Source organism: Arcicella sp. GW458-12-2-14-TSB2 (assembly GCF_059423785.1).
In genome coordinates this window covers 25,429-41,756 of sequence record NZ_JBWKYN010000009.1, presented here as the reverse complement: position 1 = coordinate 41,756, position 16,328 = coordinate 25,429, and the positions used below count along the sequence as shown (strand labels likewise).

Annotated in this window: 16 protein-coding genes; 9 read left to right on the top strand and 7 right to left on the bottom strand. The window is 39.2% G+C overall.

Annotated features, from left to right (window positions below; translation table 11 throughout):
* Window positions 1-461: 461 nt before the first annotated feature.
* The gene (locus tag AC07XN_RS02390) at window positions 462-1,091 is read right to left on the bottom strand and encodes a hypothetical protein (RefSeq protein ID WP_494741912.1); all 630 of its coding nucleotides are present in this window, start codon (window positions 1,089-1,091) and stop codon (window positions 462-464) included.
* Between the two features lie 218 nt (window positions 1,092-1,309).
* Between AC07XN_RS02390 and AC07XN_RS02385 the strand changes: the two genes are divergently transcribed.
* The 4 genes from AC07XN_RS02385 (at window position 1,310) to AC07XN_RS02370 (ending at window position 3,634) form a co-directional block, all read left to right on the top strand.
* Window positions 1,310-1,939 (top strand): glycosyl hydrolase 108 family protein, encoded by a 630-nt coding sequence (locus AC07XN_RS02385; protein ID WP_494741911.1) that lies wholly within the window; start codon window positions 1,310-1,312, stop codon window positions 1,937-1,939.
* Entirely contained in the window at window positions 1,923-2,327 is a 405-nt protein-coding gene (locus tag AC07XN_RS02380) for a hypothetical protein (protein ID WP_494741910.1), read from the top strand. Before AC07XN_RS02385 ends, AC07XN_RS02380 begins: the two co-directional genes overlap by 17 nt.
* Window positions 2,328-2,470: 143 nt before the next feature.
* Window positions 2,471-2,905 (top strand): hypothetical protein, encoded by a 435-nt coding sequence (locus AC07XN_RS02375; RefSeq protein WP_494741909.1) that lies wholly within the window; start codon window positions 2,471-2,473, stop codon window positions 2,903-2,905.
* Window positions 2,906-3,025: 120 nt separating this feature from the next.
* Entirely contained in the window at window positions 3,026-3,634 is a 609-nt protein-coding gene (locus AC07XN_RS02370) for a hypothetical protein (RefSeq protein WP_494741908.1), read from the top strand.
* 189 nt (window positions 3,635-3,823) lie between these two features.
* On the opposite strand, the gene AC07XN_RS02365 is transcribed toward AC07XN_RS02370, so the two are convergent.
* On the bottom strand, window positions 3,824-4,042 hold the full coding sequence (locus AC07XN_RS02365; protein WP_494741907.1) for a hypothetical protein: 219 nt from the start codon (window positions 4,040-4,042) through the stop codon (window positions 3,824-3,826).
* On the opposite strand from AC07XN_RS02365, the gene AC07XN_RS02360 reads away from it, so the two are divergent.
* Window positions 4,026-5,084, top strand: a complete 1,059-nt coding sequence (locus AC07XN_RS02360; RefSeq protein ID WP_494741906.1) for a hypothetical protein — start codon at window positions 4,026-4,028, stop codon at window positions 5,082-5,084. The genes AC07XN_RS02365 and AC07XN_RS02360 overlap by 17 nt on opposite strands.
* Before the next feature lie 4 nt (window positions 5,085-5,088).
* Complete coding sequence (locus AC07XN_RS02355; protein ID WP_494741905.1) at window positions 5,089-6,456, top strand: phage portal protein; 1,368 nt, start codon at window positions 5,089-5,091, stop codon at window positions 6,454-6,456.
* An 854-nt stretch (window positions 6,457-7,310) separates the two neighbouring features.
* Here the strand turns inward: AC07XN_RS02355 and AC07XN_RS02350 are convergent.
* The 5 genes from AC07XN_RS02350 to AC07XN_RS02330 all read right to left on the bottom strand — a co-directional run bounded on the left by AC07XN_RS02350 (window position 7,311) and on the right by AC07XN_RS02330 (window position 10,698).
* The gene (locus AC07XN_RS02350) at window positions 7,311-7,727 is read right to left on the bottom strand and encodes a hypothetical protein (RefSeq protein WP_323253303.1); all 417 of its coding nucleotides are present in this window, start codon (window positions 7,725-7,727) and stop codon (window positions 7,311-7,313) included.
* A gap of 555 nt (window positions 7,728-8,282) precedes the next feature.
* Complete coding sequence (locus AC07XN_RS02345) at window positions 8,283-9,218, bottom strand: HipA domain-containing protein (protein WP_494741904.1); 936 nt, start codon at window positions 9,216-9,218, stop codon at window positions 8,283-8,285.
* Complete coding sequence (locus AC07XN_RS02340) at window positions 9,211-9,546, bottom strand: HipA N-terminal domain-containing protein (RefSeq protein WP_494741903.1); 336 nt, start codon at window positions 9,544-9,546, stop codon at window positions 9,211-9,213. Before AC07XN_RS02340 ends, AC07XN_RS02345 begins: the two co-directional genes overlap by 8 nt.
* Window positions 9,539-9,745 (bottom strand): helix-turn-helix transcriptional regulator, encoded by a 207-nt coding sequence (locus AC07XN_RS02335; RefSeq protein WP_309924058.1) that lies wholly within the window; start codon window positions 9,743-9,745, stop codon window positions 9,539-9,541. The genes AC07XN_RS02340 and AC07XN_RS02335 overlap by 8 nt, the downstream gene beginning before the upstream one ends.
* 455 nt (window positions 9,746-10,200) lie before the next feature.
* Window positions 10,201-10,698 carry a hypothetical protein gene (locus tag AC07XN_RS02330; protein ID WP_309924056.1) on the bottom strand — a complete coding sequence of 166 codons (498 nt, stop codon included), beginning with the start codon at window positions 10,696-10,698 and terminating at the stop codon, window positions 10,201-10,203.
* A gap of 734 nt (window positions 10,699-11,432) precedes the next feature.
* On the opposite strand from AC07XN_RS02330, the gene AC07XN_RS02325 reads away from it, so the two are divergent.
* From AC07XN_RS02325 to AC07XN_RS02315, 3 genes are all read left to right on the top strand, one after another.
* Complete coding sequence (locus tag AC07XN_RS02325) at window positions 11,433-12,995, top strand: hypothetical protein (protein WP_494741902.1); 1,563 nt, start codon at window positions 11,433-11,435, stop codon at window positions 12,993-12,995.
* A gap of 325 nt (window positions 12,996-13,320) precedes the next feature.
* Window positions 13,321-14,976 carry a phospholipase D-like domain-containing protein gene (locus AC07XN_RS02320; RefSeq protein ID WP_494741901.1) on the top strand — a complete coding sequence of 552 codons (1,656 nt, stop codon included), beginning with the start codon at window positions 13,321-13,323 and terminating at the stop codon, window positions 14,974-14,976.
* A 776-nt stretch (window positions 14,977-15,752) separates the two neighbouring features.
* Window positions 15,753-16,190: an acyl-CoA thioesterase gene (locus AC07XN_RS02315; protein ID WP_494741900.1), complete on the top strand. Its 438-nt coding sequence runs from the start codon at window positions 15,753-15,755 to the stop codon at window positions 16,188-16,190.
* Window positions 16,191-16,328: the final 138 nt, after the last annotated feature.

Sequence of the window (16,328 nt, the reverse complement as noted above, 5' to 3'; positions counted from 1 at the left end):
TGATTGAGTTAGTGAGTTGTGAGTTAGTGAATTTTATCCGACGAACGATTGCTTACGCAGTCGCTCGTTTCAAACGAGTGACGACTATTAGTAGTCCTCTGGACGAATATGTAATTGTGATTGAGTGAGTTGTGATTGAGTGGGTTGTGAGTTAGTGATTGAGTGATTTTTTTTATTCAACCGTTACCGTGGTCTGTGGCACACAGACCACAATATTTAAACTCACGTTTTGGTGGTTAGTTAGTTGTGAGTGAGTTAGTTAGTGATTTTCATACGTCAACCTCATCCCCCAACCCCTTCTCCTTCAGAGAAGGGGAGCAGACCTTGGTGCTTAAAACTCCCCTCTCTGAAGGAGAGGGGCTGGGGCTGAGGTTGTTATACATTGATTATCAATAGACCACGGTGGAAAGACCACGATTGAAAAAATCACTCAATCACTAACTCACTCAATCACAACTAATTCACATAATATTCCCCATCACACTATCCAGCTCAGCCTTTGAAGGTTCTTTGGTTTTGCCTCCACTGCCCGCTATCGGTACGGGGCGTGCTAAAAGGCCAACGTTGGCAATCTCTTGGGTGACAGCCGAAAGGTCTGTTTGGGTATCGGTTAGGTAATTTGTGAAGTCATCGTCAGTGCCAAAGTTCATTCTTTCAAAGTCTTTTAAAACCTTGTTCTTAAAAGCCCTTGGGGCATCTTTCAATGTTTCTTCTAATAAGCTTTTGCGTGTTTCAGTTGTCTTTCCAGCCTCCAAAGCCGTCAACTTTTCAGTCAATTGTCTGTTGGCATCCATCAACCCCTTTGCCCACGCAGGCATGTCTGATGTGTCGGGTTCGGTAGCGCCCCCCTTTTTGTTTTCATCCTCTTTTCGCAAGGCGTCGGCTTTGGCTTTGTTGGCTTCCGTTCTGATGCGGTCGGTTTCCGACTGAAAACTTTTGGCTAATGTTTCGACCCCACCTACGGCGGTTTCAATCGCTGATTCTTCGGGAGTAGTGCTTGCCAACATATCGGCAATTCCGTCGAGAATCTTTTCACTCAAACCCAAATTTTTGTACCTGTTTTTGAGAGAAGCTAAGATTTTTTCTTTCATAATTTTCAGAAGAATTGTAGATTTCTTGCACAAAGATATATGAAAAAAAAGTACCGTTGTATGCCCTTTTTGAATAAATTTGTATAATTCTTTTAGCCCAAAAGTTAACCTTCGTATTATCCGAACACTAGAAAATTTAGCTGGAAAAAATAATTTTATTTTTTTTCAAAAGGCAAAAAAAACTACACTTGAACACCTGAAAAAACACCTTTTTTTAAATGAACAAAAAAAAATTCATCCTTACAGTGGGCATTGTATTGAAGTCAGCTATTGCTTTTCCAGCAGACTTCAACCGCTATTTCCCGCATCTCCTCAAAGCCGAGGGTGTCTTGTTTACCGTCACCCAATACGACCGCGGAGGTGCCACCAAATACGGCGTGACCCTCAGCACCTACAAACGTGCCTGCCTGCGGGCCATCGCCCTTGCGTGCGACAAAGATGCCGACGGCAAGGTTTCGGCTTTCGACCTTGCCCTAACGACCCAGCACGACATCAAGCCCATTTACAAAGCCATGTACTGGAACTACGCCAACGCCCAAATCATCCACAACCAAGCCATCGCCGAAACCATCGTAGACATCCTCGTGAACTGTGGCCCTGGAAAAGACAAAGCCAACGTAAAGGCCATCCAGCGTATCGTAGGTGCCACGCCCGACGGCGTATTTGGGAAAGCAACCATCCGCAAAATTAACAAGGCGAACCCTAGAAAGCTTTACAGCAAAATCTACCAATACCGCACCCACTACTACCAAGCCATAGGCGTGGGCAATCAACGAAAATTCCTGCGGGGATGGCTTAACCGCATAGAAAACTTAAAAAAAATCCACCTACATGAAAAGTACATTTAACACCATTTCCTCGCTGATTATCTGGTCAGGCCTTATCATCAGCGGACTAACAAGCTGTCAGGAATCAACGGCTACGACAGTCCACCATGCACCCACAGATTTGGCTGTACAGCTCCAGAAAACTAACCAGATAGCAGTGATGCGCAAGGAAGTCGAGAACGTCGCTGAAAACCAATTTGGGGTATGCGACACCTGCGTAACGGGCTTTAAGTCGGTGATTATCGAAAACCGACTGCTGGCCAACGAGCTGGCAAAACAGAACCTCAGGATGAAACAAATCCTTGATAGCAACGAAGTTGAACTCCAGAAAATCCAAACATTACATTCCACAAACCGCAAAACCCGACACGATTATGAACTTCGCTACGCTTTGGCAAACAATCAATAAACTAAAAACTGAACTCACCGCCGACAAGGTTTCCCTGCTCTTTGCCTGTCTGATTGTGGTGCTGATTGTAGTTTTTTTACAATGCTCCAAGCACTCAAAACCGCAGGAAAATCGACCACAGATAATGATAAAACCCTCTAACAATGATAGCCTTATCCAACAGAAATTTCATAAGATTGATAGCACTATTAATGCTAACAACACCTATATCAACAACTTGCAAGGCGAACGCCTCCAAAATTACATCGACAGTGTGTTTAAACAATAGCGACACTACCATTGCCCACTACCGCAAATTGTTGCCCAAGGGTTACTACATTTTCACAGAACTGGCGGCAAAAGATGCGCTGGCAAGTAAAATCAATGCAGAGGCGTTTCAGCAAAAACTAAGCATCATGCAAAAGAGTTTGGAGCAAACCTCAAGCGATTTAACGCTCAGGACTATTGAGCGAGATTTTTACCAGAATAGTTTAGTTGACAAAGAAAAGACTGTGGCAAAACTCACCAGAAAGCTATTTTTTGCCAAGGTGCTTAATTATGTCGGCGGGGTGGTGATGGTGGTTGTTTTGATAAAATGATGATGCTAACACTAAAGTAGCACGAGTTTCCAACTCGTGAAGTCATGTACAAGTTGAAAACTCGTGAAATCATGTACGAGTTGGAAACTCGTGCTACATACATACCCTTTTCTACAACACATGAAAAAACAACATCGTCTTCAAATCGTAGCCGATTTATACAAAAAAGGCTATTCCGTCAGGAAGATAGCCGAGTTGGCACAGCAACGGATGGCCTCCGACAAAGCCATCAGTGCCCAAACCATTCGGGCAGATATTGCCTTGCTAGTCGAGGAATGGCAACGGCAGAGAATGGGCAATATCGATGCAGCCATTCAATTAGAACTCGAACGCATAGACATGGCGATTACCGAACTGTGGGAAGCTTGGGAGAAATCCAAAACCGACTATCAACAGCATTCGGCGAAGCAGAAAGGGAAAATATCGGTCAGCAAAAAAGAAAAGGAACAAGTCAGCCTGTTTGACGACGAAACCTTTATTAGCCTGACCGACACCGAGCAAGCCACCAAAGACGTAAAGGAATACGGCAACCCTCGATACATCTCCGAAATCCGTTATCAGCTCATGGAACGCAGGAAACTCTTAGGTCTATACGCAACCGAACGAAATTTGAATACTACCAAAAACAGCGAGCCTCCCACCCCTACTGGCAGGATGGTGAACCTCGACGATTTTACCGAAGTCGAAAAAAAACAACTCCTATTAATCGCCCGAAAAATTGAAAACTAATATCGACATACCTGATAGCCTGCTGATTGCCATTGAAAGGGAAGTCTGTAAAAACTCATTCTTCGAGTTCGTTCAGTCGTTCTGGGACGTCGTCATCAAAGAACAGCCCGTTTACAATTGGCACATCCCTTTACTTTGCGATGAACTCCAGACCCTCGCAAAGTCCATCATCAGTCGTGAGAAGAAACCCTACGACCTCATCATTAATATTCCCCCTGGCACTACCAAATCGACCATCAGCACGATAATGTTTCCTGCATGGCTCTGGACGCAAGACCCAAGCATCCGCATCATCACCAATTCGTATTCCAACGATCTGTCGATAGAGCATTCTGTCAAAAGTCGGGATATTATTACGGCAGAGAAATACAAAAGGTTGTTTCCTGAAGTAGTGATTAGGCGAGACAAATCATCCAAAGGGGCTTATGAAAACACCCAGACGGGTGCGCGCTACACGACTAGCACGGGTGGAACTATCACGGGGAAACACGCCCACGTGATTATCTCTGACGACCCCTTGAATCCCTCGCAGGCGGCCTCTGATGCCGACCGCAAGACGGCTAATGAACACACCAAGACGTTGTCGTCACGGAAAGTGAATAAAGAAAATACGCCCGTGATAACCATCATGCAACGCCTCCACGACAAGGACGTCACGGGCTATTTGTTGGATAAAAAGGGCGAAAGCATCAGGCATCTTTGCTTACCTGCGGAGGTCTCCACAAAGGTAAGTCCGCCCGAACTAAAGGAATTTTACACCAATGGGTTGCTAGACGTGAATCGTTTGAACAGGACTGTCTTGGAAGAAGCGAAGGTAGATTTGGGCAGTCGTGGCTATGCAAATCAGTACGAACAGTCGCCTAGCGAAGACGGTGGGAACATCATTAAAAAAGAATGGTTTCAGTATATTTCCCAAAATGAATTTGAACGTATACACACTACCGAACCCATCATTTTCTTTGCCGATACTGCCTATACGAACCGCTCGGAAGAAAACGACCCAAGCGGCATAATAGCCACCTGCCGAATCGGGAACGCCTTGTATATCACCAAAGCCAAAAAGGTATATTATAAATTTCCAGAACTATTACGGTTCTTGAGCGACTTTGCCCTTGCCAACGGCTACACCCACAACAGCAGTATCAGGATAGAACCCAAGGCAAACGGGCTTTCCATCATCCAAGTATTATCGGCACAAACGGCCTTGAATATCACCAAAACACCCTCGCCCAAGGACGACAAAACTACCCGTTTAAACGCCCAAAGTCCGAAGATAGAATGTGGCAGGGTATATTTGGTTTCGGACAATTGGAACGACGATTTTGTCGATGAAGTCTGCGGATTTCCTGTCAAAGAACACGACGAATACGTTGATTTAATCGCCTATGCCCTCGATTATCACCTGCCTAATTTTAACAAAACCGCTAATGATTTAGCAAAATTTTTCTAACAACATGAAAGTAATAGACATCACCAAAACCGAATCGATTGCCGATTCCATCCAAATACTACAGTCGAACATTGACGACATCAACATAGCAGCCTATCAAAAACAGTATAAAATAGACGGACACAGCGTGTTGGACAAAACCAAACGCCCCGACAAGATAGTGCGTACCGACAACGAAGAGCAACGGGTAGAGAAAGTAGGGCGTATTCCGATAGCGTTTCAAAACAAAATCGTATCCACCGCCACGTCGTTTGCCTTTGGCAACCCCGTAGTATTGCACGCCCAACCTAGTACCGACAACGAAAAGGCAGTCGTATTGGCATTACATAAAATACTAGAAGACAACAAGATAGACTCCTTCAATCGCAGGATGTGCAAGGACATCCTCCGCACGACACAGTTTGCCGAAATTTGGTACATCACCGAACTCGCCAAGCCTAGCAATGAGTACGGATTCTCGTCGAAATTCAAGCTAAAAGTACTGCCTATTTCGCCTTGGGACGGCAACCGTTTGTATCCATTCTTCAACAAAAATCAAGACTTGGTGGCGTTCTCGCGACAGTTTTCCTTCAAAGACATCGACAACAAAACGACTGAATACTTTGAAACGTATACGGATGAAGAAACCCTGATTTGGGCAAAACCACAAGGCGGAACTTGGACAGAAGTGAGCCGTACCGCCAACATCATCGGCAAAATCCCCGTCGTGTTCGGGCAAGCAGAACAAACCGACTGGCACGACGTTCAGCACATCATCGAGCGACTAGAAACGCTATTATCTAACTTTGCCGACACCAACGACTACCACGGCGCACCGAAGATTTTTGTGCAGGGCGAAATACAAGGTTTTGCCAAAAAGGGCGAAACAGGCGCAATCATCCAAGGTTCAGTTGGCGCCACGGCACAATACCTTTCATGGGATCATGCCCCCGAGAGCGTAAAGCTAGAAATCGACACGCTTTTCAAGCTAATCTACTCGCTTACGCAGACCCCAGATATTAGTTTTGAGTCGGTAAAAGGGCTGAACCAAATATCGGGCATTGCCCTAGAAATGTTGTTTCTGGATGCCCATTTGAAGGTACAAGACAAGCGAGAAATCTTCGACGAATACCTTCAGCGACGTATCAATATCATCAAAGCCTTCGTCGGCACGCTAAACACCACCCTAGCCAACGACGCCCAAAATGTACGTATCAAGCCCGAGATAGTACCCTTCACCCTCCGCGACAACAAAGAGGTAATCAATAACCTATTAGCCGCCAACGGCAACCAACCCATCCTATCACAAAAAACCGCCATCGCCCAATCAGGCCTAGTTCCCGATGCGGAGTTGGAGTATGAGGCTATTTTGGGTGAAGCGGGTAGAGGGTAGGCTGTCGGGTTTCAGCTTTCGGTCTTCGGCTTTCGGTCGTCGGATGTCGGCTTGTGGTCGTCGGGTTTCGGTCGTCGGATGTCGGCTTGCGTTCTTCGGCTTTCGGATGTCAGGTATCGGTGTTATTGATTAGGCGTTTCGCAGTCGGGAACGCCTAATCCCGAAGGGATGAAAGGATGATAGCAAACAAAAACGATTGCATCACCAAAACCCCGAAGGGGTGATAGACAACGAGTTATCTATCACCCCTTCGGGGTTAAATGTTTCCTAATTTCATCAAATGCTACAATCATTTCATCCCTTCGGGATTGCTATCCTCAGTCGCTCGCTTCCAAGCGAGTGACGACTATTACAAGGGCTTCTAGCCCAACGAAGGATAATAAAAATGGCAAAATCCTTATCTCAATTCTTAAATTTAACTTCTTTTTAAGGTTTTTCAAGATTTCTTGTTCCATTAAAAAACAATATACATTTTACACATTTGTCGCAAATGTATCCGCCTTTAATAGCGTTATATACTATAATTTATCTACCTTTTCATTATTGGGTGAATCTATAAATAAACTCAATATTAATAGAAAAAATCTATAAGTAAAATAAAATACCATAAGGCTAAAAAATAATATTCCAGTTGCTATCATTAAATAGCTAAGATTCATAGGCTCTGATAATAGCGTTTCTACTAAAATAATTAAGTAAGCAAGTATACCAATAGTAGCAATGCAGTAAAAAAAAAAATTAATATGTTGAGGTATCTTGGTTTCTTTTTGATTATTCATATAAAATTTGATATTATAATTTAAGTTCACTAAAAAAAGCCTTAATCTTCGTAAAGCAGTGATATAAGCAAGCACTTACTGAACTTCAATTTTAACTAAGCTATCAATATTCATAGGGATTACAGGAAGCGTGATAAAATGAGATTTGCTCCCATAAACTAAGCTGTCTCGTAAAAAAATAGAATCAAAATAAAGTTGAACTCTCTTTCCTTTTGTATCAGTCAACCGAATGGATGTATTCGTAGTTACAAGCCGTTCTACTGTATTGCCATTTTTGTCTGTTACTTGTATCTTGTCTATACCATTATAAAAATTCTTTCCCCCTTTTAAGGCAACTCCAAGTAATCCAAGTCTAAAATCGTAAGCATCATTGATTTTGTTAGGATTAATATTGTGTAGTTGTTCTTTTAAAGAGGTTGAAGACATGTAGTAAGTCGTACAGGAAGTCAATGTCAAAGAAGTGATTATCAAAATAAAAAATAGTTTTTTCATGTGTTTTTTAGGAATTAAAAGTGAAATGGTTTGGCTACTTCCCATCCTTAGTTGGCTTTATTTCCTTAGCCGTCAGGCTAAGTTAGAAATGCTATCTTTGCGGTATAGAAAAAGTATTTCAAAGATACTTATTTATCATCAACTTGTTTTAAGGGCATACCTAAATTCTCAGTAATTGCTTGCTTCCAAATGAGAGATAATCCCTTCGGGATTGGTTGCTGCCTTTCCTATTGGTTGGAGACTTAAGTCCTACTGATTACCCACATCTTTTAAAAAGTTGAATGAAGATGTAATTATTGATAAAATTGGTTGAAATAGGCTTAAATCGCCTTTCAAACCGAGCGTCGGATGCCTCATGTTACAGCCTGACTACGTGAAGCTCTTATTTCTAGCGAGGGACTTAAGTCCCTCGCTAGAAATAAATATCTTGATTATCAATCATTTATATACTTATAGGGAATCAGTAGGACTTAAGTCACCCGCTAATAGGAAAGGTTACTCCCCCGCTTGGCATAGTCATAGACTACTACGCCAAGCGGAGGAGTAAAATCCACCCTACCCCAAAACAATAGCCCTATTATTAATCAAGTCTTTATACAATTGTTTGGATTTTTCGTCTAAAAAACTTTCGTTAATCTTCGCCAACATCAATGGAATTTTTAGGCTGAACTTTTTATAAATATTATCCTTTGCTTTTTCGTTAATACCAAGAGTACTGGCAAGGATATCAAAATCAGTTTTTTTTAAACGATTTCTCTTTCCGTTGATGGTTAATGCCATTTCTTCTGCATCTTGAGGCATCGCCAGCTTTGTAGAGAGCAAATCGTAAGCAGGACTCAATTGAATTTCACCCATTTCATTGCTCATCAAAGAAAAATTCTTGAGGTGCATATCTGCATTACCTGTTAAAAAACAAAATACACTGATTTCAAAAAAAGAAATTACATCAAGTCCAGCATTGGTACTAAACTTTTTGATAGTTTTCCCAACCTTTTCCATCGATGCCCTGTATTTATGTTCCGTTAATGTTTCTGTTAATTGACATAGGTCTTCTACATGAATCTTCTTTCCTTTTTTTCGGTCAAATCGTTTTGCTAAATAGGCTAACTCACCTGAAATAAGTCTTATTAGCGTATGCTCAGCCGTTTTTATATCACACAGTGCCGCTAACTTCATAGTCAAGTCCTCATTTTCAGGCAATTGAGGATAATCATCAGAGGAAGGTTTTAAAATATAGTCGCCCTGTAAACCTACGATAGTAAACCTACGATGTCGTGTATCTATTTTCTCTAAATCCAACGAAAGTTTAGGCTGTACACCCGTTATAGCAATACTTGTGATAATGAGTTTCCTTGCCATTTCTTGAAGTTCTTCTTTTCCAAAAGCAATCTCAGGAACAGCACTTACGCCAAATAGTTTCTTAGCACATTTCGGGTGAAAGTCACGCTCATTGTCAGCTAGGGCTTGGTAGCAATATAAACATTTATTCATGGTCATCATTATTTAAAGCCTTGATACTTACCGCACCGATACAGTCGCCACAGACAGTTAACAGCAAGCCCATTCTATCACGCCGATTTACTTTCCAGTTTTCAATAGCAATGTTTAGTAGCCAACCTTCAGGGATGAGTCCATCAAAAAAAGGGAACAAGATTTTACTGAAATAAATATGCTCAGTAAGGGGTAATGTCAACGAAATAGCCTGACAATCATTACTATTGAGGTAAGTCTCGTCGTATTGAAAATAATATCCCTCTTCGTTTTCGGTAATAATGCCTGCTAATTGGTCTTGATAAAATACCTTGCCTTTTCTATTCATCTTCAACCTCCTTTTTAATTACGCCTACCTCTGAACCAAAAAGGGCTAAAATCTGGTTGACTTTATCAAGCCTTAAAGTAGGCTTCCCTTGTTCCAAATCTCGAACAAAGCGAAGCCCAACGCCTGATTTCATGGCAAGATCGGTTTGAGTCAGCCCTAAATTCCTTCTTTTCTCTTTGATAAATTGTACAATCTTCATACGATTATACCCTATTGGGTATATTTATAATTGATTTATCTAAATTATACCTTTTCGGGTATAATATCAAGTAGCATGACAAATTGCTAAGGTAAATAAATAATTTTATACCCGATGGGGTATAAAATTAAAAACTACAACCAAATTATACCTGATGGGGTATACTTCATACAATCTCTTGGCTTGATGTATTCTTAGAGACTACGTCAGTGTGTACCACAATGTTACATTGCAAAAATGCAACGCATTTTATAAGGTTGTGGGGTAGGCATCGCCTTCTAAACCCCAAGCTCCCAACCTAATCTATAACCACACCAAGCGAGCGTAGAAAGTAAGTTTTATCCAAATCAATCCCGAAGGGATGAAAGGATGATAGCATTCCGTGAAATCTGGAAACATTTAACCCTATAAGGGTTATAGCATGGCGAGTAACAAAAACCAACTTATAAATCCTCTTATAAACACGCTATACAAGATGTTTTCTTTATCGTTGGATATTGGCTTATCGGAAAGTTCTTCAGATAAGTATAGTCTGTAATCAATGTTTCTATTTCTTTATTATCTCCTAAATTCAACGTTTTCAATACCCGATACATTCCGCCAGCTACAGCAATGTATGCTCCGCTACAATCTACATAACGCAAGGATGTATTATGGCTTAAATCTAGGGTTGGCATAACGACCGAGTACACCTGTAAGTATTTTAAATTGGTAAAGTGCTCTATCCCACTCAACGTTTTCGGGCACTCCCCTGCATTAATGAACTTTAAAGTATCTATGTCCTTTATATCTTTATAAAGTATCTGACCATTGATTTGCTTATCAGAATCATATTTTATTAGATTTCGCTCAAAAAACTCATCAGGTATCAACACAATGCTATTAGCATCTACATCGTCTTTTTTACACGAAAAAAACAATAGCATCAAAATCAATATATTCGTTAGTCGCATAGAGTGTATTTATTGAAGGTTTACAAATTAATCTGTTTTCACAATTTACACTATTCTAATTTCCTCCGCAATGTTAAATCGAATAAATGATAAAATGTTCCTACGCCTGGCATAGTAGTCTCACACTCAACGTCGTCAACTTAAGAAAATCCTCCTATTCACAATGTAGCCCTTTCCTTAATAAAGCTTTTTGTTTGCAAGCGTTTTGCCTGCTTCTATAGAAATTTCTTAATTAGCTTAATAGTGGCTTTTTGTAATAATCTGACAGAGTTATCTTAAGTTGACAACGTTGACTCTAAGGCTACACAAAGCGAGGAAAATGACAATACTAAAAGCTAATCATATCTTTACAAACCTTACCAAATGCCATACTAGGCTTAGATTTTCACATGCAATCTTAAAGCAATTGCATTTTTGGGTAAAACATATCTTAAACGATAATTACATAAAATTCGCATAAAAAAATAAGGCTGACCTTTTCAGACAGACTCAATACGGATGGTGAGATGATTATCAGCTACTTGGACTCAGCAACGCCATAAATACAGGAACAACCCAACCTCACAAACTACGTAAAACACCTAAACTACCGAATAATAAATTTACTTTTAAATATCTGATAATCAATACACTAATCAAGTGTATAAACATTATTATTGTAAAGTTATAGCCATTAAAAAACTCTAATTTATAACAATGTATTAATCAAAAAAACAACATTAATAACACTAATCATGAAAAAGAAAGCCCTATTTATGCTATTATTCAATTTGGTCGTGTGTGGCGTATATGCACAAAATACAATAAATAAGTTGAATATTAAGACAGTCGAAGATAGTCTGTTCAGTGAATTCACAGACGACATTAAACTAAAAAAAAAGGATAGTGATAAAATAAACCTTGTTTCATCCAAAACTCTAGATAAAATATTTACTATTAAAACTAGTATATATTTATCTGAAGCCTCAGATTTGTCACTTTCAAAAGCCTATGCAGTATTAGATAATTCGGATGGACGGTTATTTTTAGGGAGTACTTTCAATCTCAAAAAAAGTAATGAAACCTTTAACCATAACTTATGGACTGCTGGGGTAAAAACCAATGTGGTTGAGGGGTTTTCTAATTTATTCGATTCAAAATCCTTTAAAAATGACATTGGCTTAAGTTTGAAGTACACTTGGTTGGGTTATGGGATATTAGACTATAGTAAACCGGAAGATATTTCTGATAAAGTAAAGAAGAAAAGGAATCGTATTAAAAGTGAGTTACTATATAAATTCAAAAAAGATTTAGGCGATTTTATAGAACAAAATAAAGATATTGACTCATTAATGAATAGCATTAACACTTTAATTCTTATGAAATCTATGTCAGTTGATGACTATACAAATCTTATAAAAATCATTGAATTCAAAACAGTTATCGATTCATTAAAGATTAAAAGTAACATGACATTGGTTAGTCTTCTAAATCTAAAGGAATCTGTAGAAGCCATAAATTCTCCATCATTTAAAGAATCGCTAAAACTTGTCGATACCTTAAAAATTAAAAAAGCTATTAAACCTGGTGAATTTTTAAAGATATATGAACCTTTAAAAGCATTAAAGGAATTTTATGAAGAAACTGAAAAAGACCTTAAAAATAGCTTTTTTTCTGAGGAAGCTGAAAATGTGATAGACAAAAAATTATTCAACTATGTTTATGATCGTTGGTTTGGGTTTGATTTGTATGTTCCAGTAACACATTCTACTTATAATGTTGCAAAAGACAATAAAACAGATTTATCAAAAGAGTACTACAGACCTTTTGAACTAAGTATAAATTATAATTTGTTTAGAGAAGATAATATTAAAAAGTTTCCCTTCAAAGGCACAAAATTATTAACATTAAAAGCAACTGCTATGATGAATAATTCGGTTAATTCTAATTTGATACAAGCCAGTTCGATGGAAGATTATTATAAACGCGGTGCCATTGGAGATTCCGTTTTATTATTAACAAAAACAAAATCAGAGTCTGTTTATATAGGAAAATTTGAACAGTTTATTACTTATAAACTCTCAGCACGATATGTATATATGCCTTTTCCTTTCATTGGTTTTAGTGCCTCTCTTGAAAAAACTTTCGGCACACAAGACAATCTAAACTGGCGATTAGGTATTCCTGTTTCATTAAAGGGTAAAGACGAGAAGAGTAAAGTCAATTTCGAGCTTGTATGGAAAGAAGTAAACAAAGAACACTCTGTTGGGTTAAGCATTGGTCTTCCAATAGGCAATACCAACGTATTTGGTAATTAGAGACCTAACCCTCACTAATGGCATCACTTTATGATTTACTTCTACCAAACCATCAAGTGATTAATGTGATGCCATGAGGGTTGACAAAAGACTTATTCACAAAGTATTAACATCGGCGGAGGAATCAATTAACTCATCTTGATGGATTTAAGATAAAATTAAGCCTATGTAAACATTAGTAACCCCTATTTGAAAGTGAATTATTAATGACTACTTTTCTTACATGAACCATTCCATATCAAATAGTTGAACCTAAAATCACTCTTATAGCAAAACCTCGTTTTATCAATTTTACTACTTATAAATACTCAAAATCTTTACAACTATGAGATTCAGAAAAACAGAAAATGAATTGACCGTCACCGCTATTGCAGGCACTACTTGTGTACTGCTTTCGTTTGACTTACCCGAAGCTAAAACGGCTGGTTTATTAGGCTTTGCTATAGAACGAGAAGACAAAACCGAGAAGGAAAAGTATTTTTTAAAAGGTTTTAAATTTTTTCCTGAGTCTGCCGTGCCCGTTGGCGATGGACAGCTTTTCACAACTTTTGAACAGCCTATTCAGTCATTCTTTTGGGAGGATTTCTCTGCAAAAGAAAAACACGAATATGTCTATAAAGTAATTCCTGTTTATGGCAAACCTAAATTGCTGGAATATGGCGAAAGTTGTGCTATCAATATCACTACACCAAGCAATACCTTAGCCGAGCATGCCGTATATTTCAACCGTGGAGTGGCTGGTAGCAATGCTTATGCTAGTAAGTTTGGTAATAGAAAACCAAGTAAGATGAGTCTCGAAGAAAAAGAAGTAGCCTTAAAATGGCTTTCAAGAGGGCTTTTTGAAGCACTAACGGGATTTATCGCTCTAGCTAAAGATAACAGCTATCAATTAAGGGCATCCCTCTACGAATTTGAATACAAACCAGTACTAGAAGCCTTCAAGGCTGCTAATGAAAGAAACGTTGACGTACACATTATTTATGATGCACGAGGACAAAAAGATAAAAATGAACACGCCATTGCCAATGCAAGCTTGCCTAGTACAATACTTACACCAAGAACAAAAGACCCTCATTTTATTTCACACAATAAGTTTATTATTTTACTTAAAAACGGTGTTCCTATGAAAGTATGGACGGGTTCAACGAATATTACGGAAAAAGGAATCTTTGGGCAATGCAACACTGGGCATATCGTAAACAATACAAGCATAGCCAAACAATACCTAAATTACTGGGAATGCCTTAAAACCGACCCCGACCAAGATACCATCCAAGATAAAACCAACGAGATTCAGCATGATTTAACCATCGACAAAATACCAGATGGAGTATCAGTGTTTTTTAGTCCCAGAAAAAAGAAGGATATACTAAAAACCTACGCATCATTGGTTGATAGCTCCGTCCAGATGGTCTGTGGTATGTTTCCCTTTTCCTTTAATAAGTTTATCAAAGAAGCGGTAGTGAAGCCCACCAATCATATAAAATATATTTTGATTGATAAGGCTGATTCAAACACCAGACTACCCAATACTGATTTTGATAATATAATTGTGTACGGTGGTTATTTTGAAGAACCCCTTTTCGAGTGGCTCAAAGAAACCAGTGCAGGAAGTTTATTTAAAAGCGGTACAAATTTTATCCACAACAAAATATTGCTAATAGACCCCATGAGCGATTCGCCAGTGGTAATCATTGGGTCAGCCAATTTTAGTGATAACAGCATAGCTAATAACGACGAAAATACACTTATCATAAAGGGCAACAAAGACTTAGCCGATATATATTTGACCGAATTTGTAAGGGTGTTTAATCATTATTATGTACGCCAAATAGCTAAAAAGATGGCAAAAGAGACTAATAATGCCATCAATCCATTACACTTATTAACAGACTCAAATGGATGGGTTCCACCCTTTTATAAACTCACAAGCCAAAAAGGAAAACGCAAGAAATTATATGACGAAATGAAAGTATCATAATCCCCATCATCTACCCCCGCTTGGCGTAGTCTTAGAGACTACGTCAGTTTGTACCGCAATGTTACATTGCAAAAATGCAACGCATTTTATAAGGTTGTGGGGTAGGCATCGCCTTCTAAACTAAACCCTAAGCGCACCAACGTACTCTAATCTATGACCACACAAAGCGAGCGTAGAAAGTAAGTTTTATCCAAATCAATCCCGAAGGGATGAAATGTTTATAGAAAAATAAACGAACATCTTTCTACGCTATGCGACTCCTGCGGAGTCGAATCAAGGGTAGTAGGTAAGGCTTTTCAGTGCTATAAACATTCCATCCCTTCGGGATTGCTCTCCGCAGTCGCTCGCTTCCAAGCGAGTGACGACTATTAGAAGGGCTTCTAGCCCTATTGATTACCCACAAGTATATAAACAATTGATAATCAACGTTTTTATTTCTAGCGAGGGACTTAAGTCCCTCGCTAGAAATAAGAGCTTCAAGTAGTCAGGCTATGACATGAGGCGACTGACGCTCAGTTTGAAAGGCGGTTCCCCGCTGTTGTTGGAGTTTGTTCTCCAACAACAAGTGCGAAAGCAACGCACCATATATCAAAACTATATGATGTGGCTAAAGCATAATTTGGCGGTGAAAACACCACCAAAGGCGAAATTACGCTTTTGAATACTTTTCCAATGATAAAATGAGAAAGTCCAGCAGATGAAAACAACGAGTGTTGTAATGAAAATGTATATCATAGTGTTTAGTTTTACTAAATTTATACATTAATCAGATAATTATGACTTCATTCAACAAAAAAATAGCCATCAGATGGGCCGACCTAGACCCTAACTTTCATGTAAGGCACAGTGTTTATTATGATTTTGGCGCACAGCAAAGGGTTGAAATCCTGACAGAACTCGGCTTGACGCTCGATGTAATGCAGACCAACAATTTTGGTCCAATCCTGTTTCGTGAAGAATGTGTTTTCAGAAAAGAAATCAGAATAGGACAAGACATATCCATAGAAGCCAAAATGGCAAAACTGAATGCCGATGCCTCTAGATGGACGATTAGGCATCTTTTCCTCAATACAGAAAATAAAGTTTGTGCCACACTAACGCTAGACGGCACTTGGCTTGATACCAGTACACGCAAACTACTTAACCCCATCCCTGATATTATTCAGCAAGTAATGCATTCCTTCCCCAAAACAGAAGATTTCGTTATGACCTAATAGATATGAATAGGTTTTAAAAACACTCATGGCATGACTTCTAATTCACTGGAAGTCGTGCCATGAGTAAGATTGTTATTCACCCCTCCACTGGCGTGGTCTTAGACTAATACTAACGTAGCAACGATGCCATGAACA

What these genes read in the sequence shown, in the direction of transcription:
- AC07XN_RS02390 (WP_494741912.1), bottom strand. Translation starts at nt 1,091, where the DNA reads ATGAAAGAAAAAATCTTAGCTTCTCTCAAAAACAGGTACAAAAATTTG.
- AC07XN_RS02385 (WP_494741911.1), top strand. Translation starts at nt 1,310, where the DNA reads ATGAACAAAAAAAAATTCATCCTTACAGTGGGCATTGTATTGAAGTCA.
- AC07XN_RS02380 (WP_494741910.1), top strand. Translation starts at nt 1,923, where the DNA reads ATGAAAAGTACATTTAACACCATTTCCTCGCTGATTATCTGGTCAGGC.
- AC07XN_RS02375 (WP_494741909.1), top strand. Translation starts at nt 2,471, where the DNA reads ATGATAGCCTTATCCAACAGAAATTTCATAAGATTGATAGCACTATTA.
- AC07XN_RS02370 (WP_494741908.1), top strand. Translation starts at nt 3,026, where the DNA reads ATGAAAAAACAACATCGTCTTCAAATCGTAGCCGATTTATACAAAAAA.
- AC07XN_RS02355 (WP_494741905.1), top strand. Translation starts at nt 5,089, where the DNA reads ATGAAAGTAATAGACATCACCAAAACCGAATCGATTGCCGATTCCATC.
- AC07XN_RS02350 (WP_323253303.1), bottom strand. Translation starts at nt 7,727, where the DNA reads ATGAAAAAACTATTTTTTATTTTGATAATCACTTCTTTGACATTGACT.
- AC07XN_RS02345 (WP_494741904.1), bottom strand. Translation starts at nt 9,218, where the DNA reads ATGAATAAATGTTTATATTGCTACCAAGCCCTAGCTGACAATGAGCGT.
- AC07XN_RS02340 (WP_494741903.1), bottom strand. Translation starts at nt 9,546, where the DNA reads ATGAATAGAAAAGGCAAGGTATTTTATCAAGACCAATTAGCAGGCATT.
- AC07XN_RS02335 (WP_309924058.1), bottom strand. Translation starts at nt 9,745, where the DNA reads ATGAAGATTGTACAATTTATCAAAGAGAAAAGAAGGAATTTAGGGCTG.
- AC07XN_RS02330 (WP_309924056.1), bottom strand. Translation starts at nt 10,698, where the DNA reads ATGCGACTAACGAATATATTGATTTTGATGCTATTGTTTTTTTCGTGT.
- AC07XN_RS02325 (WP_494741902.1), top strand. Translation starts at nt 11,433, where the DNA reads ATGAAAAAGAAAGCCCTATTTATGCTATTATTCAATTTGGTCGTGTGT.
- AC07XN_RS02320 (WP_494741901.1), top strand. Translation starts at nt 13,321, where the DNA reads ATGAGATTCAGAAAAACAGAAAATGAATTGACCGTCACCGCTATTGCA.
- AC07XN_RS02315 (WP_494741900.1), top strand. Translation starts at nt 15,753, where the DNA reads ATGACTTCATTCAACAAAAAAATAGCCATCAGATGGGCCGACCTAGAC.